Below are 24,696 nucleotides of genomic sequence, written 5' to 3'. Positions count from 1 at the left end.
AGCGGATTGTCGTTGTGTGGCCGCCCCCGTGGTGCCGGGTACTGCGCCGATAACGCGGGGCGCGGCGATTCCGTTGACGCGCCCGTCAGGCCGTCGTGTTGACGTGGTTGCCCAGGTGCGACGGCAGGTTCGGTGCGGGCGACGCGGCCTGCACGGCTTCCAGCAGCTGGGTCGCCGGGGCGGCCTCGATGTCCTGCGCTTTCTTCAGCACCGCGACGGCGACGTCCTGGCGGGTGCCCGTGTCGGCGATGCTGGTGGCGAGCTTGGCGATACCCATGACGTCCATATGCACTCCTGTGATGGTCTCGACGGCCGGCCGGGCGCCAAGTGCGCCCGTGCTGCCAGTCATCTCCATTAACGGCAGGATCGGCGCGGACTTTAGGCCGGCAGGCGATTGAATTGATAGATCCAGCGCAAGACGCCGTCCGGGTCTTCCAGGTCCAGCCACGCCACGTGCGCCGCGAGCCCCTCCGGGCGCGCCATCGTGGACGCGACGGCGACGATGTGCGGGTCGTCCGGGAACATCGGCGGCTTGCCGACTTCCGGCCGGTACACTTCCAGCTTCGGCATGGCTTCCCATTTATAGCCTTCGACGAGCGTCAGGTCGGCCGGCGACAGGCGCGCCAGGTGCTCGGCCAGCGGCGGCTCGGCGGCCCCGCGCAGCTCGCGCATGATCGCCACGCGGTACGGCGACGCGATCATCACCTCGGCCGCGCCGGCCGCGCGCAGGCGGGCGCTGTCCTTGTGCGGCGGCTCCAGCATGATGTCGTGGTGGCTGTGCTTGACGACGTTGACCCGCAGCCCCGCCGCCGCCAGCCGGCCGACGAGCCAGGCCAGCAAGGTCGTCTTGCCGCTGCCGGACCAGCCGATGACGCCCAGCACGGGGCCGCGGCCGCCGGCCTCAGTAGACGACACGGTAGCGGAGTCCCCGGTAGTTCATGACGGCGGCCTTGGGCAACAGCTTTTCCAGCACGAGGCCGGGCGCGACTTCCTCGCCCTCGTGGCGCAGCGTCTTGTCGACCAGCAGCAGGCGGTCGGCCGGATTCGCGGAATACATATAGCCGCCGAACGTCACGCGGGGGATGTCGCGTTGCTGGGCGTCCGGCAGTTGCTGCAGGAACGGCAGGCTGTCCTCGGGGGCGGGTTTGGCGGCGGCCTGCGCGGGGGGCGCCGGACGGGCTGCCGCGGGCTCGTTCGTTCGCGCGGGGGGCGCGGCAACCTGCGCGGGCGCGGCGGGTGCCTGACGCGCGACCGCAGGCTCGGCGCCGCGGCCGGGTGCGGGTGTGGCGCCGGTCTGGGCCACCGACATGGGTGCGCCCGGGACCTGCGGCGCCGGGGCGATCGGCGGTTCGGCCACGCGCGCGGGCGCGGGCGGCGCGCTCACCTGCAGGGCATCCGGCGCGCGCATGGGCGCCGGCGCGGGCGTGCGTGCGGCGTCGAACCGTGCGTGCGGCGCGGCCGTGGGCGCCTGGCGCCACACGAACAGCGCACCCGCCGCGACGACGAGCGCCCCGGCGCCGAGGCCGACGAGCAGCGGCTTGCGGCCGCCCGCCGCGCGGGCCGGCGCCACGGGCACGGCTTGCTGCGCGTGGATCGTCGGCGCATTGCCGAGCTGGCGCTCGGCCTGGGCCTTCTTCAGGGCTTCGAGGATGTAGGACATATCATTTTCCCGTGGCTGCCAACAGGCGCGGCTCGGCGACGCCGGAGAGCTGGTTCAGCCGCATATAGGTGCGCGGGCCGGCCAGGCCGTCCGCCTTCAGGTTCTGCTTCACCTGGAACGCACGCAGCAGGCGCCGCGTCGGCGCGTCCAGGGCCTGGCCCGGCGGCGGAGCCGCGTGCTTGCCATCGAGTTCCGCGAGGCGGGCGGCGATCCAGTCGACGTCCGGCCCGCTGTCGCCCGGCCTCACCTGGTCGCGGAAACCGCGCGGCATCTTCCACAACGTCGTGTACTCGCCGTCCAGGCGGGTCGCCAGCGCGCCGAGGCTCACCGTATGGGGCCGGCCATCGATGGTGAGCGTGGCGCTCGTGTCGTCGATGCCGGTCAGCACGGCGTAGCCGAGCCGCTGGCCGTCGTGCAGGCCGATGATGGCGGGCCGGTCGAGCAGGCGCAGTTCGTACAGGCCGCCGTGGCCCTGGTAGCAGCGCAGGCCCAGGCGCGGCGCGCCGTCGCACGGGGCGCCGGCCGGCAATTGCTGGCCCCACAGGGCGCCCAGTGCGCGCAACGCCTCGTCCTGCGTGCCGAGCGCCAGCGGCTGCGCGGACGCGTCGGCGGGCGCGGCGACCGGTGCCGGCTTGGCGGCCGCCTTCACGGCGACGGGCGCGGGCGGCGCGCTGTGCGGCACGGCCTGCCACGCGGCCGCGCTGAGCGCCGCGCCGGCCAGCACGCCGCCGGCCACGAACGGCCAGCGCAGCGCGGGACGGGGGGTGCCGGCGGCCGCCGCCGCGTCGCCGGCGAACACTTCGCGCGCGGCGCGGCGCAGGATCTTCGCCGTGACCTCGCGACTGTTCTCGACGTAGGCGCCGAGCAGCGCACGGTCGCACAGCAGGTTGATGCGGCGCGGCACGCCATCCGTCAGGCGGTGGATCAGCGGCGCCAGCGCGGACGGGATGGGCGCCGCGCCCTGCACGCCCGCGACGGCCAGCCGGTGCGCGACGTACGCGTCCGTCTCGGCGGCCGACAACGGCCCCAGGTGGTAGCGGGCGATGACCCGCTGGGCCAACTGTTCCAGTTCCGGCCGCGCGAGCATGGCGCGCAGTTCCGGCTGGCCGATGAGGATGATCTGCAGGAGCTTGCGCTCGCTCGTCTCGAGGTTCGTCAGCAGGCGCAACTGCTCCAGCACCTGGGCGGACAGGTTCTGCGCCTCGTCGATCACGAGCACGTTGTTGTGGCCGCGCGCGTGGCTGTCGAGCAGGTAGGCGTTGATCGCGTCGACATAGGCCTTCACGCCGCCGCCCGGCGCGACGTCGACGCGGAATTCGTCGCAGATCGTCTGCAGCAGTTCTTCGACCGTCAGCTTCGGATTGAAGATGTAGGCGAGGCGGCAATCGTCCGGCACCTGCTCGATGAAGCAGCGGCACACGGTCGTCTTGCCGGCGCCGATCTCGCCCGTCAGCAGCACGAAGCCGCCGCCGCTCCCGATGCCGTACAGCAGGTGCGCGAGCGCCTCGCGGTGACGCTCGCTCATGAACAGGTAGCGCGGATCGGGCGCGATCGAGAACGGCGCCTGCTTCAGATGAAAATAATTTGTGTACATACCAATACCAAAGGCTTACCGGCGCGGCGGCAGCGGTTTGAACTTCGCGCAGTATATTTTGCTTTTGGCATTGTAGTAGGCGATCGTGCTGCCGGGGGTGGATATCCGCAATGGGTACGCGGATGCGTTGGCCGCCACGTGGCGCACGCCGGCCGCCTTGTTGACGGCCTGTTCCAGTTCGTCCGGCGGCACGTCGGCGACGGCGCCCACGAACACCCACTCGCTCGTGTCGTCGCTGACCATCACCTCCGTCACGGGTGCACCCCACAGCGTCGCGTCGCCCGTGCGGAACCAGTACGCGCCGCCCGTATGCTTGTACGGCGGGCCGAAATGGGTCGTCAGCCAGGAATAAAAATACGCGTTGTCGAGATGGTCGTGGCACAGCAGCGCCGCGCCGATGACGGGGCCGAAGGTCGAGGGCTGCTTGTCCTGCGTCTGCGCGCGCGCCGCCCCGGCCAGGGATAACGCGAGCGCAAGCAGGCCGGCGCAGCGGCGCAGCATCACAGCCTGGACAGCCATGCCCGGTTGGCGGCGATCTTCGCCTTCACCGAGGCCGGCAGCGCCTCGTAGCAGCCGGGATGCTGCTTGAGGGCGTGCTCGCGCACTTCCTTTTCCAGGCCGTTGACGATGAATACATAAACGGAGGCACCGTCCGCATTCTTGCGGGTGCCTATGTAGCGGATCACTGTGTTCTCCTTGACGAGCGCCCATTATGACATCCGGCCCCCGTTCCGGCCACGGGTCAGCCTGTGGCCGTGCGTCCGGACCAGCGAGCGCGGCGGCACGGCCGGCGGCGCCGTTGCGCTCGAGCCACATTCACGGCGGGACGCGTCCGTGCGCCGATGCCGCGTGGACAAACTGTCATGTCCAGCTCGGCCGTGCGCGGGCCCGGCGGCCTATAATCGCCGCCATGACGACCGCCCGCTTCCTCGCCCGCCTCCTGCCCTGCCTGCTCGCGCTGTCGATGGGCGCCGCGTCCGCCGCACCCGCCGCCGCGCCGCGGCTGTGGAAAGCCACGCGCACCGCGCCCGAACACGGCACCACCGTGCTGTACGTGCTGGCGGCGACCTCGGTGGGCCTGCCCGCCGAATTCGACGGCTATTACACGCGCGCCGTGCTGCCGGCCCTGCGGGCGTCAAGCACGCTGTCCGTCGAAGGCGTGGGCGACGGCGCCGAAGCGCCGTCCGACTTCGACGCCAATCCCGGCTGCGACCTGCGCCAGCTCGACGAGGCCGGCATCGCCCGGCTGAACGACGTGCGCCAGCGCATCCTCACGCTCACCTTGCAGGCCGACATGGCGCGCCGCGACGCCCTCGACGTCAAGGCGCTGGCGCAGGCGCCCGACCCCGACACGCAGGCACGCTCGTGGGCACGCCTGATCGAGATGAGCGACGAGTTCACGCTGCTGCAGTTCGCGCGCGACCAGGCGGCCGCGCTGGCGGCCGGCCACAAGGCCGAAGGCGCCGCGGCGGACGCGCCGCGCGGCAACGTGGCGGCGGCGCTCATCCGCGCGCGGCCCGACGTCGCCGTGCACGACATCGACGACCGCACGGGCATGATGCGCGCCTACTGCGCGTCCGGCCCGCGCCGCACGTTGCTGCTGCAGGACGTCGTCGACAACGCCGCCGAGCCGGCCGCCCGCGCCATCCCGCGCCTGACGCACGACTTCGACGCGCTGCTGCGCAACCGTGCGCCCGCCGCCGGCGGCCCGTTCGCGCGGCTGGCACCACTGGACGCGGGCCTCGTCTGCGCGCGCAACCACGGCTGGATCCGGCGCATGAACGCGCTGGCCGACGGCGGCACGCATTTCTACGTCGTCCCCGTGCGCAACCTGTTCGCGGCGCGGCACGACGCGGCCGATTGCGGCGGCCTGCTGGCCGATCTCGAACAGGCCGGCTTTACGGTCGCGCCGGTGAAGTAGAGCGGGCCGCCGTCCACCCTCGCTTTTCCGCAGCCTGTTCCACATATTCGCTCGTTCGTCGAACGGCGGCTGCGCGCGGGCGGTGCATGCCGTATCGTGACGACACCATGAAGACCACCCTCCAGCTCACCCTCCTCGCCGCCGCGCTCGCGGCCGGCGCCATCGCCACGGCACCGCTCTCGTACGCCGGGCCGCAGGACGCAAGCACGGCCATCGAAACGGAACGGCGCCCTGTCGCCGCATTCAGCGCGATCGAGCTGGCGGGGCCGTACCACGTCGTCGTCGACGCGCAGGCGCAGCCGGAACTGGAACTGAGCGGCGAGCACAAGCAACTGGCCGACGTCGAGACCATCGTGCGCGGCGACACGCTCGTCGTGCGTCCCGTGCAGCGCAACGGCTTCTTCCTCAACTTCGGCAAGCGCCACGAGACCGTCACCGTGCGCATCGGCGCGGCCGGCCTGAAACGCCTGACGAACGCGGGCAGCGGCGACGTCGAGGTCGACCATCTCGGCGGCGACCGCTTCACCCTTGTCGGCACGGGCCCGGGTGACGTGAGCGCGAGCGGCGCCGTGCGCCAGCTCGCGGTGGCGACGAGCGGCAGCGGCGACCTGGACCTCAAACAACTCAAGGCGGCCGACGTCGATCTCACGATGAACGGCCCGGGCGACGTGCGGCTCGCCGGCGTGGGCAATACGCTGGCCGTGCAGAGCGGCGGCGCCGGCGACCTGGAAGCGGACGGCCTGCGCGTCGCCAAGGCGACGGTGCGCATGCGCGGCCCGGGCGGCGTCACGTTGTCCGGCACGAGCCGCGACCTGGACCTCGACGTGTCCGGCGCGGGCGACTTCGACGGCTGCGCACTGGCCGTCGAGGGCGCGCACAGCGTGCAGCACGGCCCCGGCCAGGCATGCATTGCGGGCAATCTGCGCCGGCTCGACGCGGAAGTGGACGGCTCCGGCGACCTTGCCGTGCGCGGCCTGCAGGCCGGCGCCGCGCAGCTGCGCATGAACGGACCGGGCAACGTGAGGCTCGCGGGCACGGTGGGCGACCTGACCGTGGAGGTCGGCGGCTCGGGCGACCTCGATGCCGCGCAACTCAGGACGAACAAGGCGGCCGTGCGCGGCCACGGTCCGGGCGGCGTCACGCTGGCGCAGGTGTCCGACACGCTGGACGCGGACCTGCGCGGCTCCGGCGGCATCGACGCGCATCTTGCGGCCAAGCGCCTGCTGCTGCGCATGAGCGGCCCGGGCGACGCGCACATCGACGGCACCGTGGCGCAAGTCGACGCGCAGTTGTCCGGCTCCGGCAGCCTGGATGGCCGCGGGCTGACGGCGACCCACGCCGACATCGTCGTGCACGGGCCGGGAACGGCCAGCGTCAACGTCGACGACCGCGGCCGCACCGTAGCGAAGACGGTGGGCCGCGGCCAGCTGCTTCTCGTCGACCGCAGCGGACCGCACGCGGACCGGTGACGACGGAGCGTACCATGCTGTCCGTCCTCGCCCGCCTGACGCGCCGCATCACACTCCGCCTGGTGCCGCGCGCCCTGCCCGCCGTCCGCGCGTTCCCGGACCGCTTCGCGACGAAGGGCGTCGTCGTGCCGTGGGACGACGTCTCCCGCGTGCTGGCCTTTCCCGGCGAAGGCGGCATGCGCATCGAAGTACGGGCGTCGCACCTCGAGGACGCCGTCGTGCTCGCGGAGACGCAACCCGGCTTCGACGCGTTCGTACGCATGGCCGACCGCCGCCTCACCTTCCCGTTCGCGTGGTGGGAAGGCGTGCCGCGCGCGCGCCGCGTCGTGCTGTTCGAGGCGGGGCTGCGCGAAGTGCCGGCGTGCGAGCAGACCGCGCCGCGCACGGCGAACGGGTGAGCGGATGAGCGGATGCGTGCCTGTCCTTGTGCTAATGTAGCGGCCGACCCGACCAGCCAAGGACGCCTCCCGATGAAGTCACTACCTGTCCGCCGCACGCCGCGCTTGCCGCTACTTCTCGCCGCGCTGGCGCTCGCCGGCCTCGCGCACGCGCAGGTGGCACCGCCCGCCCCGCAATATCCAGCCCTCCCATCCGAGACGCCCGCCGAATTCGCCGCGCCGAACGCGGGCTTCAACTACGTGAAGCGCACGGTGATGATCCCCATGCGCGACGGCACGAAGCTCAACACCATCATCATCGTGCCAAAGGGCGTGCAGGCCGCGCCGATCCTCCTGACGCGCACGCCGTACGATGCGTCCAGCCTCGTGGGCCACGCGGACAGCTCGGACCTCGAGACGATCCTGACCGGCTACGACAACGCCGCCGACGTCATCGTCGAGGAAGGCTATATCCGCGTCGTGCAGGACGTGCGCGGCAAGTACGGCTCGGAAGGCGACTACGTGATGAACCGCCCGCTGCACGGCCCGTTGAACCCCACGCCGGTCGACCACTCGACGGACACCTGGGACACGATCGAATGGCTGACGAAAAACGTGCCGGAGACGAACGGCCGCGTGGGCATCATCGGCATCTCGTACGACGGTTTCCTGCCGCTGATGGCGCTCGTGCATCCGCATCCCGCGCTGAAGGTCGCCGTGCCGATGAACCCGATGGTCGATGGCTGGATGGGCGACGACTGGTTCCACAACGGAGCCTTCCGGCAGATCAATATGTCGTACGTCCTCGAACAGGTGGTCACGCGCGCCAACACGGTCAAGTGGCCCACGACGAACTACGACGACTACGACATGTACATGCGCGCCGGTTCCGCGGGCGCGCTGGGGCACGAGCGCGGACTGGAACAGAGCGGCTTCTGGAACAAGCTCGTCGCGCACCCGGCGTACGACGACTTCTGGCGCCAGCAGGCGATGGACCGCGTCCTCGCCGGCGAACCCGTCACGGTGCCCACCTTGCTCGTGCACAGCCTGTGGGACGCGGAAGACATCTACGGTGCCATCGCCGTGTGGAAGGCGGTCAAGCCGCACGACACGGGCAACAACGTATTCCTGTCGCTGGGCCCGTGGTCGCACGGCGGCGCGATCGGCGACGGCAGCACGCTGGGCACCCTGAAGTTCGGCAGCGACACGGCCCTGTACTGGCGCCAGCAGGTGTTGAAACCGTTCCTTGCGCGCTACCTGAAGGGCGACGCCAACGTGCCCGCGATTCCCACGGTGACGGCGTTCGAGACGGGCACGAACAAGTGGCGCAACCTGAAAACGTGGCCCGCAGGCTGTGAAGGTCAGGCAAATGCGGGCTGCGCCATCGAACCCGTCGCACTGCATCTGGCCGCCGGCCAGAAGGCCGTGCTCGGGGGCGCGGCGGATTCGACGGGCTACGACGAATACGTGTCCGATCCGGCCAGGCCAGTGCCGTTCCGCCAGCGCCCGATCCCGCCGTACGGCTACGACGAGACGAAGGGCCAGACGTGGCCGCGCTGGCTCGCCGACGACCAGCGCGAAGCGTCCGGCCGCACGGACGTCGCGACGTTCGTCTCCGACGTGCTGACGGCGCCCCTCAAGATCAGCGGCGAACCGGTCGCCCACCTCGTCGCGTCGACGAGCGGCACCGACTCGGACTGGGTCGTCAAGTTGATCGACGTGTACCCGGACCAGGTCGGATCGCAACCGGCGATGGGCGGCTACCAGCTGATGGTCGCGGGCGACATCTTCCGCGGCCGCTACCGCGCAGGTTTCGACAAGCCGAAGGCGCTCGCGCCGAACAAGCCGCTGGCGTACCGCTTTGGCCTGCCGACGACGAACCACGTGTTCCTGCCGGGCCACCGCATCATGGTGCAAGTGCAGTCGAGCTGGTTCCCGCTGTACGACCGCAATCCGCAGACGTTCGTGCCCAACATCTTCTTCGCCCAGCCGGGCGACTACAGGAAGGCCACGCAGCGCGTCTACCACAGCAGCTACGTCGAACTGCCGCTCGTGCGGGCCGCGCGATGACGGCCGCGGTGCGCACGCGGCACGGCAGTTGCCACTGCGGCGCCGTGCGCTTCGCGGCCGAGGTCGACCTGGCGCGCGGCACGATCCGCTGCAACTGCTCGCTGTGCACGAAGCAACGCAACTGGGCCGCGATCGTGCCGACGTCCGCGTTCCGGCTGCTGGCGGGCGACGGCGCGCTCACCGAATACCGCTGCAACACGCGCACGGAGCGCCACCTGTTCTGCGCGACGTGCGGCGTGCGTCCGTTCGGCACCGGCACGTCGCCGCGCTGGGGTGAGTACGTGGCCATCAGCGTGCATTGCCTGGACGACCTGCCCGACGCGGAGCGTGCCGCGCTGCCTGTGACGTACCTGAACGGCCGCGACGACGACTGGGAACATCCGCCGGCGGACGCGCATCGCTTATAATCGGTTTTTTCGAAGAAATCCTTCCAGATACTTCGCTTTTTCAAGATTCGTCATTGCCCTATCCTTCGCCTTGACAACGGCCCGCCGGGCCGCGATTCTTGTGTTAACGATGAGAGATACGACCATGAAACGGATCCTGCTTTTCCTTGCCACCAACCTCGCCATCATGCTCGTGCTGGGCATCACGGCGAGCCTGCTCGGTGTCGACCGCTACCTGACGGCCAAGGGCCTGAACCTGGGCGCCCTGCTCGTCTTCGCCGGCCTGATGGGCTTCGGCGGCGCCTTCATTTCGCTGTGGCTGTCGAAGCCCATCGCCAAGTGGACCACGGGCGCGCGCGTGATCGCGCAGCCGGCCAACGCTACCGAGCGCTGGCTGCTCGACACCGTCGCCAAGCAAGCCGGCCGCGCCGGCATCCCGATGCCGGAAGTCGCGATCTACGAGGGCGCACCGAACGCGTTCGCCACGGGCGCGACGAAGAACGCGTCGCTCGTCGCCGTGTCGACGGGCCTGCTGCAATCGATGACGCATGACGAAGTGGAAGCCGTGCTGGCGCACGAAGTGGCGCACGTGGCGAACGGCGACATGGTCACGCTCACCTTGATCCAGGGCGTCGTGAACACGTTCGTGATCTTCCTGGCGCGCGTCGTCGCGTACTTCGTCGACCAGTTCCTGCGCCGCGACGGCGACGAGGAACGCGGCCCCGGCATCGCGTTCACGATCACGTCGGTCGTGTGCGACCTGCTGTTCGGCCTCGTGGCCAGCATCATCGTCGCGTGGTTCTCGCGCAAGCGCGAATACCGCGCCGACCGCGGCGCGGCGCAGATCATGGGCACGCCGCGTCCGATGATCGCCGCGCTGCAGCGCCTGAACGGCATCGCCCACGCCGACCTGCCGAAGAACCTGGCCGCGTCGGGCATCGCCGGCGGCGGCGTGCTCGCGCTGTTCAGCAGCCACCCCTCGTGCGAGGACCGCATCGCGGCCTTGCAGCACGCATGACGGACCGGCGCGCAACGCGACTCGTGGTGCCCGCGCTCTTCGCGCTGGCGCTGGCCGTCCTCCTGCAGCACTTCCTCGGCGCGCTGGCCTGGGCCGGCCTGCTCGCCGTCATCACCTGGCCCGGCCACGTGCGCCTGCAGGCGCGCGGCTGGCCGCCGGCCGCAAGCGCCGCCATCCTCGTCGGCCTCCTGATTCTCGGTTTCGTCGCGCCGTCGCTGGTGCTCGTGAACACCCTCGGCGGCGAACTGGCCGGCGTCCAGCGCCTGCTCGCGCGCGCGAACGACATGGGTCTGCCCGCCCCCGTGTGGCTCGCACGGCTGCCCCTCGTCGCGCAACACGCGATCGCCTGGTGGAACGACCACCTCGCCCTCCCCGGCGGCTTGAACCGCCTCGTCGGCAGCGCCGCCGGCGACTTCGCCCCGCACTTGACGGGCGCCGCGCGCCTGTGGGGCTCGACGATCCTGGCCAACGCCCTGTACCTGTTCCTCGCTCTGCTCACCTTGTTCGTGCTGTACCTGCACGGCCCGGCCGCCATCCACCATGTCGACACGGCGGGCATGCGCGCGCTGCCGCGCCAGTACCCGATGCTGCGCCGCGTGTTCCCGCTGTCCGTGCGCGGCACGGCGCTGGGCCTCGTCTCCGTCGCCATCCTCGAAGGCTGCGTGCTGGGCGGCGCGTATTTCATCGCGGGCGCGCCGGCACCGGCGCTGCTGGGCGTGCTGACGGGCTACATGGCGCTCGTGCCGGGCGGCGCGCCGCTGTCGTTCACGCTCGTCTCCCTGCTGCTGCTGGGCCAGGGCCATTCCGGCGCGGCGCTCGGGCTGTTCTGCTGGGGCGCGTTCGAACTGTTCATGGTCGACAAATTCATCCGTCCGAAACTCATCGGCCGGCGCGTCAACCTGCCGTTCCTCGCCGTGCTGTTCGGCCTCCTCGGCGGCGTATCCACCCTGGGCGTGATCGGGCTGTTCGTGGGGCCGTTCATGATGGCGATCCTGTTCGAATGGCTGCGCGGTGATGATGTCGACAATACCGCATTTAATACCAATTATACCGTCACGGACGCTGAATCCGTGAGCGGAAACCAGACCAATCCGCCGCCACCCGCCCAGCGCGATAATACCACTTAAATACCTGTTGACAAGCCTGTCCGTGCTGCCTATAGTGCCCTGACCTTCCCGGCACAGCACTCAACATGATCGACTATCTCATCGGCGTCGACGGCGGCGGCACCGGCACCCGCGTGCGTATCGCACGCTTGTCTTCCGGCGGCGGCGTCGAACTGGCGCAGGGCGCCAGCGGTCCGTCCGGCCTGGGCCTCGGCATCGCCCGCGCCTGGGCTGCCGTGCAGGACGCCATCGCCAACGGCTTCGCTACGGCCGGCATCGAACCACCTTCCCCTGCCCGCATCGCGATCGGCCTGGGCCTCGCCGGCGTGCACAACCGCCAGTGGGCGCAGGAATTCGTGGACGCCGATCCCGGCTACGCCGCGCTGCGGCTCGAAACGGACGCGTTCACGACCCTGCTCGGCGCGCACGGCGGCCGCCCCGGCGCCATCGTCGCCATCGGCACGGGCAGCGTGGGCGAAGTGCTGCTGCCCGACGGTACGCGGCGCGAAGTCGGCGGCTGGGGCTTCCCCGCCGGCGATGAAGCGAGCGGCGGCTGGATCGGCCTCGCGGCCATCAATCACATCGAGCAGGTGCTGGACGGACGGCGCGCGCACAGCGCGTTCGCGGCCGACGTGATCGACGCGTGCGGCGGCCACCGCGCCGCCATCCAGGTCTGGCTCGGCCGGGCCACGCAGACGGCATACGCCACGCTGGCGCCGCTCGTCCTGAAGCACGCGGACGCCCCGGCCGCGCGCGCCATCCTGACGAAGGCCGGCGAGGAAGCGGCCGCCATCGCGCGTGCGCTCGACCCGGACGGCAGTCTCCCGCTGGCACTGTGCGGCGGGCTGGGTGCCGCGCTGCGCGACTGGCTCCCGCCCGCGCTCGCGGCCCGCGCCCGCGCGCCCGAAGGCGATTCGGCGCGCGGCGCACTCCGCCTGATCGAACTGCACGTCGCGGCATGAAAGGACCTACCATGCAAGGCAATATCCTGACCCCGGACGGCTGGATCCGCGGGCGCCTCGTCATCGACGACGGCGCCGCAACCATCGCCGCCATCGAAGGCGACACGGCCGACCCGGCATCGAATACGGACGACTACATCCTCCCCGGCTTCATCGACCTGCACGTGCACGGCGGCGCGGGCCGCGACATGATGGAAGGCGGCGACGCGCCGCACGTGATCGCCCGGCTGCACGCGAAGCACGGCACGACGAGCCTCCTGGCCACGACGATGACCGCACCGCTCGACGACATCGACCGGGCCCTCGCCGCCATCGGCACGGCGTGCGAACAGCGCGGCAAGGGCGAGGCGCGCATCCTCGGCGTGCACCTCGAAGGCCCGTACATCAATTCGGGCAAGCTCGGGGCGCAGCCGCCGTTCGCGCGCGAGGCGACGATGGCGGAAGTCGAGCGCTTCCACGCGCAGGCACCGATGCGCCTCATCACCGTCGCGCCCGAGATCGACGGCCACCTCGCGCTCGTGCGCCAGATGACGGACGCCGGCATCCGCGTGCAGATCGGCCACACGAACGGCAGCTACGACGACGGCGTGCGCGCGCTGGAACAAGGCGCGGCCGGCTTCACGCACCTGTTCAACGCGATGCCGGGCCTGCACCACCGCGATCCCGGCATGGTGGGCGCCGCCCTCGCGCATGCGCAGTACGCGGAGATCATCCCCGACCTGCTGCACGTGCACCCGGGCGCGATCCGCACGGCGCTGCGCTGCATCCCGAACCTGTACTGCGTGACGGATTCCACCGCGGCCGCCGGCATGCCGGACGGCCAGTACATGCTGGGCCGCCAGGTCGTCCACAAATGCATGGGCGGCGTGCGCCTCGCGGACGGCACCCTGGCCGGCAGCACCCTGACGATGGACCAGGCGCTGCGCAACCTCGTCTCGATCGGCCTCGACCTGGCCGACGCCGCGCGGCGCGTGTCGACGAACGCGGCCGACTACCTGGGCGAGACGCGCCGCGGCCGCCTCGCGCCGGGCTGTTTCGCCGACGTCGTCGTGCTCGACCGCGACCTCGAACTGAAAACCGTTTATATCGAAGGAGAAGCGCGTGACCTCGCTGATGCTTGAAGAAGCCGTGTCCGCGGCCGACTGCGTCGCCCTGCAACTGGCGAACGACGCCGACCGCTACGCGGCGCTGGGCCACCACCTGCGCAGCACGGCCTTCCACAACGCGGTGACGGTGGCGCGCGGCAGTTCCGACCACGCATCGAGCTACCTCGCCTACCTGATCATGGCGCGCATGGGCCGCCTCGTGACGTCGCTGCCGATGTCGCTCGTCACGTTGTACAAGGCGCCGCTGCAGGCGGCCGGCCTGCTTGCCGTATCGGTCTCGCAGTCGGGCCAGAGCCCGGACGTCGTCGAACCGATCCATTACTTCCGCGCCGGCGGGGCGACGACGGTGGCGCTCGTGAACGACATCGATTCGCCGCTGGCGCACGAAGCGGAATGGGCGCTGCCGCTGCGCGCCGGGAAAGAGCAGAGCGTGGCCGCGACGAAGAGCTTCATCGCGAGCCTGACGGCGGGCGCGCGCCTCGTCGCCGAATGGCAGCAGGACGACGAATTGAAAGCGGGCCTCGCCGCCCTGCCCGACGCGCTGCGCCGCGCGGCGCAGACCGACTGGTCGGCCGCGCTCGAGGTACTGACGCCGGCGCGCAACATCATGGTCGTGGGCCGCGGCATCAGCTTCCCCATCGCGCTGGAAGCGGCGCTGAAATTCAAGGAGACGTCCGCGCTGCAGGCCGAGGCGTTTTCCGGCGCCGAGATCAAGCACGGCCCGATGGCCTTGATCGACGAAGGCTATCCGCTGCTGATCTTCGCCACGCGCGGCCCCGCGCAGGCGGGCCTCGTCGCGCTGGCCGACGAGATGCGCGGCCGCGGCGCGCGCGTGCTGCTGGCGGCACCGGCGGACGTGCCGTCGCGCGACCTCGAGCTCCCGGTCGCCGCATGCCCCGACCTCGACCCGATCGTCGCGATCGCCGCGTTCTACGTGATGGCGGCGCACCTGTCGGAGGCGCGCGGGCTCGATCCGGACAAGCCGCGTCACCTGAACAAAGTCACAAGAACACACTGAGCACACTGATGCACACGAACGACCTACGCCGACTCGCCGGCCGGCTGATGATGATCCGCCTGTTCGGCACGGAACTCGATGCGGCCACCGCCGATTTCATCCGCGCCAACCGCATCCGCGGCGCGTGCCTGTTCCGCCAGAACATGACGGACGCGGCGCAGCTGACACGCTTCACGGGCGACCTGAAAGACGTGATGGGTGACGACGTACTGATCGCGCTCGACCAGGAAGGCGGCGCCGTCGTGCGCGCGCTGTGGGTGCCGCCGCCCCCGTCCGCGATGGCGCTGGGGGCCGCGGGCGATGCGGCCCTCGCGCGCGACGTGGGCGCGGCCGTCGCGCGCGCGATCCGGGCGATGGGCTTCAACTGGAACTTCGCGCCCGTGCTCGACCTGAACAACAATCCGCAGAATCCGGTCATCGCCGAGCGCTCGTTCGGCGCCGATCCGGACCAAGCAACGGCGCTGGCGCTCGCGTGGATGGCCGGCAGCGAGAGCGAAGGCGTGGCGTGCTGCGTGAAGCACTTCCCCGGCCACGGCGACACGCACGTCGACTCGCACCGCGACCTGCCCACCGTGGACAAACCCTTGTCGGAGCTGGAGCGCTTCGAATTCGCGCCGTTCCGCACGGCGGCGCCGCATGCGCCCGCGGTGATGACGGCGCACATCGTGTATCCGGCGCTCGACGCGGACCATCCGGCCACGATGTCGCGCGCGATCCTATCCGACCTGCTGCGCACGCAATGGGGTTACGAAGGCGTGATCATCACGGACGGCATGGACATGCACGCGATCGCGCACCGCTACCGCGCGGGCGACGCGGCCGTGAACGCGCTGGTCGCGGGCGCCGACATGGTCATGGCCATCGGCAACCGGGACACGCAGGAAGAGACGGTCGATGCGATCGCCGCCGCCATCGCGGACGGCCGCCTGCCGCTGGAAGGCGTCCATGCCCGTCTCGAACGCCTCGACCGTCTCGCGCGTGCGCATCCGGCCGGCGCGGTGCCGACCACCACGGACGCCGCCGACCGCGCGCTGATGGCGCAGGCGTGGCGCCGGGCGCTGACGGCACGCGGCAATCCGCAGCGTCCCGCGCCGCGCGCCAAGGTGCGCCTCGTGGCGCGCCAGGACGTCGTCAGCGACGGCGTGTCGGAAGCCGGGGTGCCGGCCGGCGCCATCGCGGCGATGCTGGGACAGCTGTTCGACGTCGAGCTCGTGACGTTCGCCGACGCGGAAACGTTCGACTGGGGCGCGCTGCCCGACGACGGGCGCTTCACGATCCTCGCATCGACTTCGCGCCGCCGCTACGGCCCGCATGCCCGCGCGACGTGGACACCGGACCTGCACCTCGCGCTGTGGAACCCGTACCAGGCCCTCGACTTCGCGGCGCCCGCGCTGCTGACGTACGGCTTCGCGCCGCCCGCGCTGGACGCCGTGCGCGCCTGGCTGGCCGGTGACATCGAGGCGACGGGCCGCTGCCCTGTGCCGGGCTTCTGACGAACGCGTGTAGCCACGGCGGGTAACGACATGTAACGCCGCATACGGACGCCGCACGGCTGGGGCACAATTGCCACGTCCGTCAACAGTTTGTGGGACAATGCACGCTTTGTCCGAGATCGGCATCCGGCACCGTCGCCATATGTATTTCACGCCATTCGGCGGTGCAACTTTATCGTCATTAAGAGAGGATTTTTCAATGTCCCAATTCCGTTTCGCCCGCCTTGCCATGATGCTGGCCGCCCTTGGCCTGAACGCGGCGCCGGCCCTGATGCACAGCGCGTCGGCGCAGGACAAGAATGCGCCGGCCCCCGCGCCGAAGCCCGACTCGGTCCGCCCCGATCTGTACAAGCTGCTCGACCCGGCCCAGATCAAGCCGCTGATGGAAGCGAAGAACTACACGGAAGTGCAGAACCGCATCACGCAGGCCGAGGCTTTCCCGGACAAGACCCCGTACGAAACCTATGTGCTGAACCGCATGAAGTTGTCGCTGGGTTCGTCGACGGGCAACGACCAGATGGCAACGAGCGCGCTGGAAGCGATCCTCGCGTCGGGCAAGCTGCCGGAAGCGGACAAGGCCAACTTCACGCAGGCGCTGGCCACGATGTACTACAACGCCAAGAACTATCCGAAGGCGATCGAGCTGTACAAGCAGATCCAGGCCAGCGGTCAGGCCTCCGACCAGGTCAACTCCGCGCTGATCCGTTCCTACTACCTGAGCGGCGACTACGCGACGGCACTGAAGGCCCAGGAGCCGGTGCTGCAGGCCGCGGAACAGGCCGGTAAGACGCCGTCGCAGGAAGACCTGCGCCTGTACGCGTCGGCCGCGAACAAGGTCAAGAATGACGCCGCCTACCTGCGCGGCCTGGAACAACTGGTCGCCTACTATCCGAACGACGATTTCTGGACCGACCTGATCAGCCGCGGCATCGTGCGCAAGCCGGGCTTCCAGGACGCCAGCATCCCCGACGTGCTGCGCCTGCAATTCGCCGCCGTCAAGCAGATGTCGTCCGACGCGTACACGGAACTGGCCGAGCTGGCCATGAAGGACGGCTTCCCGACCGAGGCGAAGAAAGTCGTCGACGCGGGCTTCGCGGCCGGCGTGCTGGGCACCGGCAGCGGCGCCGCCAAGGACCGCCAGCTGCGCGACCGCGCCACGAAGGAAGCGGCAAGCGACGCCAAGAACATCGCCGCGGGCGAAGCGGGTGCCGCCAAGGCCAAGACCGGCGCCGGCCTCGTCAACCTGGGCTGGGCGTACGTCACGATGGACCAGTACGACAAGGGCATCGGCTTCATCCAGCAAGGTATCGCCAAGGGCAGCTTGAAGTCGCCGGACGAGGCGAAGCTGCGCCTGGGCATGGCTTACGCGAAGGCTGGCCAGAAGGACAAGGCCATCGCGACCTTCCAGGAAGTGAAGGCGGGCGGCGGTTTGTCGGACACGGCCAAGTACTGGATCCTGCTGCTGAACCACCCGACGGGCGCCACGGCGGCCAAGTAATCACTACCCCGCCGGGCTTCCCCGGCCAGAAGGCGGCGCGCACTCCGGTTCGCGCCGCTTTTTTTCGTCTGTGTTAATTGCCGTACGGGCGGCGCCGAGTCCGCGGCCGATAATCGCCGTAACGCTTCCAGAAAGGGCCGGCCATGACGACCGTACGCAAGGGACAGGCTCCCGCGAAACTGAACCGCGACGAATTCCACCTCGTGTTCACGCGCGACTTCTATGACCCTGCCTACCAGGCCGTCGCGCGGGAACTGGCGGCCGTCGAGGAAGTCGCGTGGCAGGCCTACGTCGATTCGCACAAGGCGCCCGTCACCGTGAAGGCGGGCCCCGGCTTCGCCGATCCCGACTACGACCTGTCCGTCGAATGGAAAGAGGCGCACGACCGGCTGCTGGCCGCCGAGGCACATCAGAAGGACCCGGCCACGCGCAGCCGCGTGCTCGTGATCAATGGCGCGGCGCGCAACGACGGCAGCTGCCCCGGCGAAATCTCGAAGACGTGGCGCCTCGCCAGGTTGTGCGAAGACGTGCTGGCGGCCGAGGGTATCGAGACGGACCTGCTCGACCTGTCGCGCATCATCTCCGACTACGACCGCCACATCCACCCCTGCAAGGCGTGCGTGTCGACGGCGATGCCGCTGTGCCACTGGCCGTGCAGCTGCTACCCGAACCACTCGCTGAACCAGGAAAACGACTGGATGAACGAGATCTACGAGCGCTGGGTGGCCGCGCACGGGATCATCATCCTGACGCCCGTCTACTGGTACCAGTCGCCCGCGATACTGAAGCTGATGATCGACCGGCTCGTGTGCGCGGACGGCGGCAATCCCGATCCGACGTCCACGCACGGCAAGAAGGCGGAGGAAGCGAAGGCGCTGGAGGAACACTGGCATTATCCGAAACACCTGGCCGGCCGCATCTACGGCGTCGTCGTGCATGGCGACGTGGCCGGCATCGAATCGACGCGGCGCTCGCTGTGCGATTGGCTCGACTGGATGGGCCTCGTCGACGCGGGCCCCGCCGCCCAGCTCGACCGCTACGTCGGCTATTACGAATCCTATGCGGACAGCCATGACGCGCTGGACAAGGACACGGCGTTCCAGGACGAGGTACGCAACGTCGCCCGCGCCGTGTCGGGCGCCGTCGCGGCCGTGCGCGCAGGCAAGCTGGTGCAGCCCGACCGCAAGCTCGTCAATCCGCGGCCGAAATGACGTCGCCGGGAGGGGCGCCGGATGAAAAGCATGATTGTCGCCGTTGCGATCGCGCTGTCGAGCCAGCCATGCATCACGACGGCTCAGCCGTCTCCGCACGCCATCGCCGACGAACAGCGACAGTCAGTGCAGCGCTTCACGTCCCGCTTTCTCAAGTCGTTCGAGGACCTGGATCTCGACGCGTTCATGGACTGCTTCGCGCCCGACGCAAGTGTTTTCTTCCCGATCCCGGAACCGCCCGACCGATTTGACGGCAAAGAGGCGATACGCGAGCACTTCGCGCTGGTGTTCTCGTCGATACGCAAGAGCTCCGACGCTAAGAAACCGCCGTACCACCACCTGCCGCCGGAAAGACTCGCCATCGTCATGCTGTCGGAGAACGCCGCGTTGGTGACGTTCGAGCTGGAGAACAAGGAGCGCATCGCGCGACGCACGCTCGTCGTGGTCAGGTCGCCCAACGGATGGCTCATCAAGCATCTTCACGCATCAAATACGCAGGTGCAGCGGTAGCCTGGCGGCTGTCAACAGTAGCGGGAGTGGCCGCCGGCGGTCTTGTGCCGGCACATTTTGGCACTTTTTTGGCGCCGTTCTGGCGCCGTTTTGGTACTATCGCGGCATCGTTCGCCTTCAGGCCCGCCGCATGTCCGACCTCGCGCAGTTGATGCACCAACTCTCCGCCACCAGCAACCTGCCGTTGTACCAGCAATTGCAGCGCGCGTTGCGCGACGCGATCGAGCGCGGCATCTACGGTCCGGCGGAAGCCCTGCCGGCCGAGCGCCAGTTGGCGGCCGAGCTGGACATCTCGCGCATCACCGTGCGCAAGGCCATCGACGGTCTCGTCGAGGAAGGCCTGCTCGTGCGCCGCGCCGGGTCCGGCAACTTCATCAACACGCGCATCGAAAAGAATTTCGCCAAGCTGACGTCGTTCTCGGAAGACATGCGCTCGCGCGGACGCACGCCGCGCAGCGTGTGGCTGAAACGGTCGGAAGGCCAGGTGACGCCGGAAGAAGCGCTGCGCCTCGGTCTCTCGCCGGGCGCCGCCGTCTACCGCTTCAACCGCATCCGCTACGCCGACGACATGCCAATGTGCCTCGAGTACGCGACCATCGCCGCCTCCGCCCTGCCCTCGCTGGATGCCGTCGACGTGTCGATGTACGAAGCGCTGGAAGCGAACGGCAAACGGCCCGTGCGCGCGCTGCAGCGCCTGTCCGCGCTGCTGCTGAACGCCGAGCAGGCAAAGCTGCTGCAATCGAAGGAAGGCGATGCGGGCCTGTGCGTGGAACGGCTGGGCTTCCTGCCCGACGGCCAGGCCGTGGAATTCTGCCGCTCCTACTTCCGCGGCGACATGTACGACTTCGTGGCCGAGCTGAGCGCCGGCTGATTCACTTTAACAACAACATTGCCATGACCAACCTGACCTACGAAGCCTACCTGGACGAAGTCGCCACGCTGCTGACGGAACTCTACGACCTCGACGACGCCACCGCCATCAAGCTCGTCGTCGACGCGCAAGCCGCCGAGTATTTTTCGCCGCACGACGACCATGCCGAGATGCGCACGCTCACGCGCGCGCGCGAGGATGCGGTGGCGCTGTACAAGGCGCGCCAGGCGCGTGTCGGGACGCAGGCGAAGCAGCAACGGGCGACGAGCCGGAAGCGGAAATAACGAAGGACAGGCCTTGTCGGTCGTTGGGTGGGCGGCCTCCGCCCACGCGGACGCTCGCATCACGCAAACGTTCGCGTGGGCACGGGGTGCCTACCCTACGGCACGATCATCACGCAAACGTTCGCGTGGGCACGGGATGCCCACCCTACGGCACGATCATCACGCAAACGTTCGCGTGGGCACGGGGTGCCCACCCTACGGCACGATCATCACGCAAACGTTCGCGTGGGCACGGGGTGCCCACCCTACGGCACGATCATCGTAGGGTGGGCGGCCTCCGCCCACGCGTGACGTTCGCGTCACGCATACCGTCGCGGGGACGCGTCCTCAGATCGCCGTCAGCCCGCCATCGATGGCGAGCTGGTGGCCCGTCACGAACGACGCCTGCTCCGAGCACAACCACAACGCCGCGCTGGCGATCTCGGACGGGTCGGCGATGCGCCCCATCGGGTGCGCCGACTTGAGCTTCTTGTCACGCCCCGGCTCGCGCTCGAGCGCGCGCGCGAGCATCGGCGTCTTCACGGCGCCAGGGCAGATGCTGTTGATGCGGATGCCCTCCTTCGCGTATTCCACGGCCGCGCTCTTCGTCAGGCCGACCACGGCGTGCTTGGACGCGGAATAGATCGCGCGGTGCGGCGCAGCCACGAGGCCGCCGGCATCGGCGATGTTGACGATCACGCCCCCGCCTTCCTGCTTGAGCATCTGGCGCAGCTGGCTCTTCATGCACAGCCACACGCCCTTGACGTTGACGCCCATGATGCGGTCGAACTGGTCGTCGTCGCCCTCGGCCAGCGGCAGGCATTCCTCTTCGACGGCCGCGCCGTTCACGGCGCAGTCGATGCGGCCGTAGTGACCGACGGCCTTCTCGACCAGCGACTCGACGTCCGCCGCGACCGTGACATTCGCCTTCACGAACAGCGCCTTGCCGCCCGCCTCGACGATCAGCGCCGCCGTCATGTGGCCACCGTCGACGGCCGTGTCGGCGATGACGACGCAGGCGCCCGCGCGCCCGAATGCGAGCGCCATCGCGCGGCCGATGCCGCTGGCGCCACCCGTTACCAGCACAACCTTGCCTGCATACGAGATGCCGCTCGGTGTCTGCTTGGTCATGCCCTTCATCATGCTTCCTTTACAATGGCTTGACGCAATCTTCGCTTCCTGCGAGAAATACTGCGTTGAAGCAACATGATAGCGCCCGTCACGGGCATTGACCAAGTTTCTCAGCACGTCAGGCCGTTATGAACGGCCGAGTGTTGCAATCAGGGTGCAGCTTTCACCTTTCCCTTGTCGCCGGCCATGACGACGGACATCTTCGCCGGGTCGACAGCCTTGCGGAACGCCGCGTTCAACTGGGGCAAGGTAACGGCCATCAGGCGTTTTTCGAACTCGGCCGACCATTCGAACGTGCGGCCCCGGTACAGGTACGACGTCCAGCCTGCCGCCAGCGCGCCGTCGTCCGCGCGATTCTGGATCCGTTGTTGCATCAGACCCGACTTCGCGCCGGCGAGTTCCGCCGCAGTAAAGCCATCCTTGAGCGCGCGCATGAGTTCCGCGCGCACGGCCGCGTCGACCTTGGCCAGGTTTTGCGGCGCGGCGATGGCATTGATCGCGAACATGCCGGCACGGTCGAGGTCACCGGCCGCCAGGTTCGAGCCGACGCCATACGACAAGCCGTCCTTCTGGCGCACGCGGTCCATCAGGCGCGAGCGCAGCCCGCCCCCGCCGAAGATGTAATCGGCCAGCATCAGCGCCGGATAGTCCGGATCCTCGACGTTCAGGTCGACATTGATGCGCGCCGCGTAATATCCGTTTTCCTTGTCCGGCGTGTTGAGGAATTCGTGGATCGGCGCGATGTCGCCATTCTTGCGCAGCACGGGCGCCACATGCATCGGCGCTTTCCACTGGCCGAACAATTGATCGACGAGGGGTTCGATCGCCTGCGCGTCGAAGTCGCCGACGATGGCCATCTCGGCCGGCACCGTGCCGTAGTAGTCGCGGTGGAAGGCCTTGACCTGGTCGACAGTGGCGGCCTTGAGGTCGGCCAGGTCTTCGTCGAGGGTGGTTTCGTGGCGGACATCACCCTTCGGATAGATGTCAAAATGCTCATTCAGCGCGCGCGACGCGACGCTGGTCGGCTCGCTGCGGCTCGATTCCAGCCCGACGATCGACTGCTGGCGCAGCTGCTCGAATTCGCTGGCGGGGAACGTGGCTTCACGGAGGACGTGGGCGACCAGCTTCAGCGCTTCGGGCAAGTGCTCGCGCGTCGTCTGGAAATGCGTGAGGCTGCCGGAAATCTTGAGCTTGTCGAATGCGTCGGCCAGTTGCACGCGATCGTATTTCGACGTGCCCCGCATCAGCATCGCGGCCGTGAGGCCCGGCAGCGCGCCCTTGCCGAACAGGTTCTGTTCATCGCCGATGTGCTGGCGCAGGTCGACGGTGACGGTCTGGCCGCGGTTCTTTTTCGCCAGCAGCGCCAGCTTCACGCCGCCGGCCGTCGTCAACGTCGTGCGCTTCATGATGTTGGCCTGGCTCGGGTCGAAGTCCTCGGCCGTCAATGTCGATGCCTGCGGCTTGAAATCCTTCAGCACGCTTTGCACGCTGGGCGCGGGCGGGACGACGGCGCGTTCCGGATGATCGTCGGGAATGAATTCGCCCGTGACGCGGTTATCGCGCTTGAAGTACCGGCCCGCCGCCGCGGCGACCTCGGCCGACGTGATCTTGTTGACGCGGTCGCGCCCGACGAAGAACAGGCGCCAGTCGCCCAATGCGATCACTTCCGACAGCGCGAGGCCCACCTGCTGCGGGTCGTTGAGGCTGCGCTCGAATTCGTTCAGGAAGCTGCGCTTCGTGCGCTCCATTTCTTCCGGCGTCGGCGGATGCTGGGCGAATTCCTCGACGGCCTTTGTGAGCGCCGCGCGCACAGGTTCGAGCGGCGCGTCCTTCTTGACGACGGCGCCAACGTATTGCAGGCCCGGCGCATAGCCGGTCTGCCCGTAGGCGAACACCTGGCTCGCCTGCCCCGACTCCACGAGCAGCTTGTGCAGGCGGCCCGTCGGCGCGTCGCCGAGGATGGTCGAGGCGAAGCTCAGCGCGTCGCTGTCGTCGTGCAGGCCGGACGGCACCTTGTAGCCGAGCTCGACGATCTGCACGTCGCCCTTGCGCCGCACGGTGAACGTGCGCTCGCCGTCCTGCGTCGGTTCGACGGTCCAGAATTCCGGCAACGTGCGCTTGGGTTTCGGGATGACGCCGAACAGCCGGTTAATCGACAGCAGTGTCTTCGCGGGATCGAACTTGCCCGCGACGAGCAGCACGGCATTATCCGGCTGGTAATAGGTGTGATAGAAATTCTGCAGGTTCGCGATGCCGACGTTTTCGATATCGCTTTTATTGCCGATCGTCGCACGGCCGTACGCGTGCCAGTCGTATGCGACGCTTTGCATGCGCTTGGACAGCACGGCGCCCGGCGAATTCTCGCCATTTTCGTACTCGTTGCGCACGACCGTCATTTCCGAATCGAGATCCTTTTTCGCGATATTGGAATGCGTCATGCGGTCCGCTTCCATCGCAAGCGCCCACTGCAGATTGTCGTCGGACGCCTGGAACACTTCGTAGTAATTCGTGCGATCGAGCGACGTCGTGCCGTTGAATTGCATGCCGCGGTCCTGGAACTGGCGCGTGATGTCCGGATGCTTCGGGCTGCCCTTGAACATCATGTGTTCCAGCAGGTGGGCCATGCCCGTCTCGCCGTAGTTCTCGTGGCGCGAGCCGACGAGGTACGTGACGTTGACGGTGACGGTGGGACGCGACGAATCGGGGAACAGCAGCACCTTGAGCCCGTTCGGCAGCCGGTATTCCGTGATGCCTTCCACGGACGGCCCCTGCACGACGCCCTTGGGCAGGTCGAAGGCCAGGGCGCTGCCGGCCGCGATGAAAGTGAGGCCGCCAACGACCGCATAGGCGGCCACGCCGCGCTGGAAAAACGTCAAGCTCATGTCACTCCGTCCGTAAGGTTCACGTTATCGGGACGCTCCACGGCCCCGGGGCCGGGCGCGACCGCGGGACATGGTAACAGACGGTGACTTAGGCTAGGCTTACCTGATGGACATTCTCGGGCGGGGCATCACTGTGGACGAACAATAAAG

The 24,696-nt window shown here is 69.0% G+C and carries 24 protein-coding genes; 16 read left to right on the top strand and 8 right to left on the bottom strand.

The genetic code is table 11. The features are described 5' to 3' along the window. Positions 1–85: 85 nt before the first annotated feature. From HAV22_RS14410 to HAV22_RS14385, 6 genes are all read right to left on the bottom strand, one after another. Positions 86–286 carry a YjfB family protein gene (locus HAV22_RS14410; RefSeq protein ID WP_166859779.1) on the bottom strand — a complete coding sequence of 67 codons (201 nt, stop codon included), beginning with the start codon at positions 284–286 and terminating at the stop codon, positions 86–88. Positions 287–378: 92 nt separating this feature from the next. Continuing rightward, entirely contained in the window at positions 379–915 is a 537-nt protein-coding gene (gene mobB / locus HAV22_RS14405) for a molybdopterin-guanine dinucleotide biosynthesis protein B (protein WP_371869654.1), read from the bottom strand. Continuing rightward, on the bottom strand, positions 902–1,660 hold the full coding sequence (locus HAV22_RS14400; protein ID WP_166859778.1) for a general secretion pathway protein GspB: 759 nt from the start codon (positions 1,658–1,660) through the stop codon (positions 902–904). Before HAV22_RS14400 ends, mobB begins: the two co-directional genes overlap by 14 nt. 1 nt (position 1,661) lies before the next feature. After that, positions 1,662–3,254: an ExeA family protein gene (locus tag HAV22_RS14395; protein WP_166859777.1), complete on the bottom strand. Its 1,593-nt coding sequence runs from the start codon at positions 3,252–3,254 to the stop codon at positions 1,662–1,664. Between the two features lie 15 nt (positions 3,255–3,269). Beyond that, the gene (locus tag HAV22_RS14390) at positions 3,270–3,773 is read right to left on the bottom strand and encodes a hypothetical protein (RefSeq protein ID WP_166859776.1); all 504 of its coding nucleotides are present in this window, start codon (positions 3,771–3,773) and stop codon (positions 3,270–3,272) included. Then, entirely contained in the window at positions 3,755–3,940 is a 186-nt protein-coding gene (locus tag HAV22_RS14385; protein WP_166859775.1) for a hypothetical protein, read from the bottom strand. Before HAV22_RS14385 ends, HAV22_RS14390 begins: the two co-directional genes overlap by 19 nt. Positions 3,941–4,164: 224 nt before the next feature. Here HAV22_RS14385 and HAV22_RS14380 point away from each other — a divergent pair, with 224 nt between their 5' ends. From HAV22_RS14380 to HAV22_RS14305, 16 genes are all read left to right on the top strand, one after another. Beyond that, positions 4,165–5,175, top strand: coding sequence for a hypothetical protein (locus HAV22_RS14380; RefSeq protein WP_166859774.1), 1,011 nt, complete (start codon positions 4,165–4,167; stop codon positions 5,173–5,175). A gap of 107 nt (positions 5,176–5,282) precedes the next feature. Then, positions 5,283–6,644 (top strand): GIN domain-containing protein, encoded by a 1,362-nt coding sequence (locus HAV22_RS14375; RefSeq protein ID WP_166859773.1) that lies wholly within the window; start codon positions 5,283–5,285, stop codon positions 6,642–6,644. A gap of 14 nt (positions 6,645–6,658) precedes the next feature. Beyond that, the gene (locus HAV22_RS14370) at positions 6,659–7,042 is read left to right on the top strand and encodes a hypothetical protein (RefSeq protein WP_166859772.1); all 384 of its coding nucleotides are present in this window, start codon (positions 6,659–6,661) and stop codon (positions 7,040–7,042) included. Between the two features lie 72 nt (positions 7,043–7,114). After that, positions 7,115–9,091 (top strand): CocE/NonD family hydrolase, encoded by a 1,977-nt coding sequence (locus tag HAV22_RS14365; RefSeq protein WP_166859771.1) that lies wholly within the window; start codon positions 7,115–7,117, stop codon positions 9,089–9,091. Then, a complete protein-coding gene (locus HAV22_RS14360) occupies positions 9,088–9,498 on the top strand; it encodes a GFA family protein (protein ID WP_166859770.1) in 411 nt (136 codons plus the stop codon). The genes HAV22_RS14365 and HAV22_RS14360 overlap by 4 nt, the downstream gene beginning before the upstream one ends. 124 nt (positions 9,499–9,622) lie before the next feature. After that, a complete protein-coding gene (htpX, locus tag HAV22_RS14355) occupies positions 9,623–10,495 on the top strand; it encodes a protease HtpX (RefSeq protein ID WP_166859769.1) in 873 nt (290 codons plus the stop codon). Next, positions 10,492–11,622, top strand: a complete 1,131-nt coding sequence (locus tag HAV22_RS14350; protein ID WP_166859768.1) for an AI-2E family transporter — start codon at positions 10,492–10,494, stop codon at positions 11,620–11,622. Before htpX ends, HAV22_RS14350 begins: the two co-directional genes overlap by 4 nt. A gap of 65 nt (positions 11,623–11,687) precedes the next feature. Then, complete coding sequence (locus tag HAV22_RS14345; RefSeq protein ID WP_166859767.1) at positions 11,688–12,563, top strand: glucosamine kinase nucleotide-binding domain-containing protein; 876 nt, start codon at positions 11,688–11,690, stop codon at positions 12,561–12,563. An 11-nt stretch (positions 12,564–12,574) separates the two neighbouring features. Further along, a complete protein-coding gene (nagA, locus tag HAV22_RS14340) occupies positions 12,575–13,684 on the top strand; it encodes an N-acetylglucosamine-6-phosphate deacetylase (protein WP_229421238.1) in 1,110 nt (369 codons plus the stop codon). After that, positions 13,677–14,687 (top strand): SIS domain-containing protein, encoded by a 1,011-nt coding sequence (locus HAV22_RS14335; RefSeq protein WP_208296208.1) that lies wholly within the window; start codon positions 13,677–13,679, stop codon positions 14,685–14,687. Before nagA ends, HAV22_RS14335 begins: the two co-directional genes overlap by 8 nt. A gap of 8 nt (positions 14,688–14,695) precedes the next feature. After that, positions 14,696–16,180 carry a beta-N-acetylhexosaminidase gene (gene nagZ, locus HAV22_RS14330; RefSeq protein WP_229421237.1) on the top strand — a complete coding sequence of 495 codons (1,485 nt, stop codon included), beginning with the start codon at positions 14,696–14,698 and terminating at the stop codon, positions 16,178–16,180. A gap of 199 nt (positions 16,181–16,379) precedes the next feature. Further along, positions 16,380–17,678: a tol-pal system YbgF family protein gene (locus HAV22_RS14325; RefSeq protein ID WP_166859765.1), complete on the top strand. Its 1,299-nt coding sequence runs from the start codon at positions 16,380–16,382 to the stop codon at positions 17,676–17,678. Between the two features lie 143 nt (positions 17,679–17,821). Beyond that, positions 17,822–18,889 carry a flavodoxin family protein gene (locus HAV22_RS14320; protein ID WP_166859764.1) on the top strand — a complete coding sequence of 356 codons (1,068 nt, stop codon included), beginning with the start codon at positions 17,822–17,824 and terminating at the stop codon, positions 18,887–18,889. Positions 18,890–18,910: 21 nt separating this feature from the next. Then, a complete protein-coding gene (locus tag HAV22_RS14315; protein ID WP_166859763.1) occupies positions 18,911–19,399 on the top strand; it encodes a YybH family protein in 489 nt (162 codons plus the stop codon). Between the two features lie 130 nt (positions 19,400–19,529). Beyond that, the gene (locus tag HAV22_RS14310) at positions 19,530–20,270 is read left to right on the top strand and encodes a GntR family transcriptional regulator (RefSeq protein WP_166859762.1); all 741 of its coding nucleotides are present in this window, start codon (positions 19,530–19,532) and stop codon (positions 20,268–20,270) included. Positions 20,271–20,293: 23 nt separating this feature from the next. Beyond that, a complete protein-coding gene (locus HAV22_RS14305; RefSeq protein ID WP_308789217.1) occupies positions 20,294–20,554 on the top strand; it encodes a hypothetical protein in 261 nt (86 codons plus the stop codon). 327 nt (positions 20,555–20,881) lie between these two features. Here HAV22_RS14305 and HAV22_RS14300 read toward each other — a convergent pair whose 3' ends face one another. Continuing rightward, on the bottom strand, positions 20,882–21,664 hold the full coding sequence (locus tag HAV22_RS14300) for an SDR family oxidoreductase (RefSeq protein WP_229421236.1): 783 nt from the start codon (positions 21,662–21,664) through the stop codon (positions 20,882–20,884). Positions 21,665–21,813: 149 nt separating this feature from the next. Next, a complete protein-coding gene (locus HAV22_RS14295; protein WP_166859760.1) occupies positions 21,814–24,546 on the bottom strand; it encodes a M16 family metallopeptidase in 2,733 nt (910 codons plus the stop codon). Between the last annotated feature and the right edge of the window lie 150 nt (positions 24,547–24,696).

Origin of the sequence: Telluria antibiotica (assembly GCF_011682055.1) — a bacterium.
Lineage (GTDB): Bacteria > Pseudomonadota > Gammaproteobacteria > Burkholderiales > Burkholderiaceae_D > Telluria > Telluria antibiotica.
The sequence above is the reverse complement of the archived record's forward strand: the minus strand, read 5'-3'. Positions and strand labels throughout refer to the sequence as shown.

What these genes read in the sequence shown, in the direction of transcription:
- HAV22_RS14310 (WP_166859762.1), top strand. Translation starts at nt 19,530, where the DNA reads ATGTCCGACCTCGCGCAGTTGATGCACCAACTCTCCGCCACCAGCAAC.
- htpX (WP_166859769.1), top strand. Translation starts at nt 9,623, where the DNA reads ATGAAACGGATCCTGCTTTTCCTTGCCACCAACCTCGCCATCATGCTC.
- HAV22_RS14320 (WP_166859764.1), top strand. Translation starts at nt 17,822, where the DNA reads ATGACGACCGTACGCAAGGGACAGGCTCCCGCGAAACTGAACCGCGAC.
- HAV22_RS14410 (WP_166859779.1), bottom strand. Translation starts at nt 286, where the DNA reads ATGGACGTCATGGGTATCGCCAAGCTCGCCACCAGCATCGCCGACACG.
- HAV22_RS14335 (WP_208296208.1), top strand. Translation starts at nt 13,677, where the DNA reads ATGCTTGAAGAAGCCGTGTCCGCGGCCGACTGCGTCGCCCTGCAACTG.
- HAV22_RS14370 (WP_166859772.1), top strand. Translation starts at nt 6,659, where the DNA reads ATGCTGTCCGTCCTCGCCCGCCTGACGCGCCGCATCACACTCCGCCTG.
- HAV22_RS14350 (WP_166859768.1), top strand. Translation starts at nt 10,492, where the DNA reads ATGACGGACCGGCGCGCAACGCGACTCGTGGTGCCCGCGCTCTTCGCG.
- HAV22_RS14375 (WP_166859773.1), top strand. Translation starts at nt 5,283, where the DNA reads ATGAAGACCACCCTCCAGCTCACCCTCCTCGCCGCCGCGCTCGCGGCC.
- HAV22_RS14360 (WP_166859770.1), top strand. Translation starts at nt 9,088, where the DNA reads ATGACGGCCGCGGTGCGCACGCGGCACGGCAGTTGCCACTGCGGCGCC.
- HAV22_RS14315 (WP_166859763.1), top strand. Translation starts at nt 18,911, where the DNA reads ATGAAAAGCATGATTGTCGCCGTTGCGATCGCGCTGTCGAGCCAGCCA.
- nagZ (WP_229421237.1), top strand. Translation starts at nt 14,696, where the DNA reads ATGCACACGAACGACCTACGCCGACTCGCCGGCCGGCTGATGATGATC.
- HAV22_RS14300 (WP_229421236.1), bottom strand. Translation starts at nt 21,664, where the DNA reads ATGACCAAGCAGACACCGAGCGGCATCTCGTATGCAGGCAAGGTTGTG.
- HAV22_RS14295 (WP_166859760.1), bottom strand. Translation starts at nt 24,546, where the DNA reads ATGAGCTTGACGTTTTTCCAGCGCGGCGTGGCCGCCTATGCGGTCGTT.
- HAV22_RS14380 (WP_166859774.1), top strand. Translation starts at nt 4,165, where the DNA reads ATGACGACCGCCCGCTTCCTCGCCCGCCTCCTGCCCTGCCTGCTCGCG.
- HAV22_RS14305 (WP_308789217.1), top strand. Translation starts at nt 20,294, where the DNA reads ATGACCAACCTGACCTACGAAGCCTACCTGGACGAAGTCGCCACGCTG.
- HAV22_RS14395 (WP_166859777.1), bottom strand. Translation starts at nt 3,254, where the DNA reads ATGTACACAAATTATTTTCATCTGAAGCAGGCGCCGTTCTCGATCGCG.
- HAV22_RS14345 (WP_166859767.1), top strand. Translation starts at nt 11,688, where the DNA reads ATGATCGACTATCTCATCGGCGTCGACGGCGGCGGCACCGGCACCCGC.
- nagA (WP_229421238.1), top strand. Translation starts at nt 12,575, where the DNA reads ATGCAAGGCAATATCCTGACCCCGGACGGCTGGATCCGCGGGCGCCTC.
- HAV22_RS14400 (WP_166859778.1), bottom strand. Translation starts at nt 1,660, where the DNA reads ATGTCCTACATCCTCGAAGCCCTGAAGAAGGCCCAGGCCGAGCGCCAG.
- HAV22_RS14365 (WP_166859771.1), top strand. Translation starts at nt 7,115, where the DNA reads ATGAAGTCACTACCTGTCCGCCGCACGCCGCGCTTGCCGCTACTTCTC.
- HAV22_RS14390 (WP_166859776.1), bottom strand. Translation starts at nt 3,773, where the DNA reads ATGGCTGTCCAGGCTGTGATGCTGCGCCGCTGCGCCGGCCTGCTTGCG.
- HAV22_RS14325 (WP_166859765.1), top strand. Translation starts at nt 16,380, where the DNA reads ATGTCCCAATTCCGTTTCGCCCGCCTTGCCATGATGCTGGCCGCCCTT.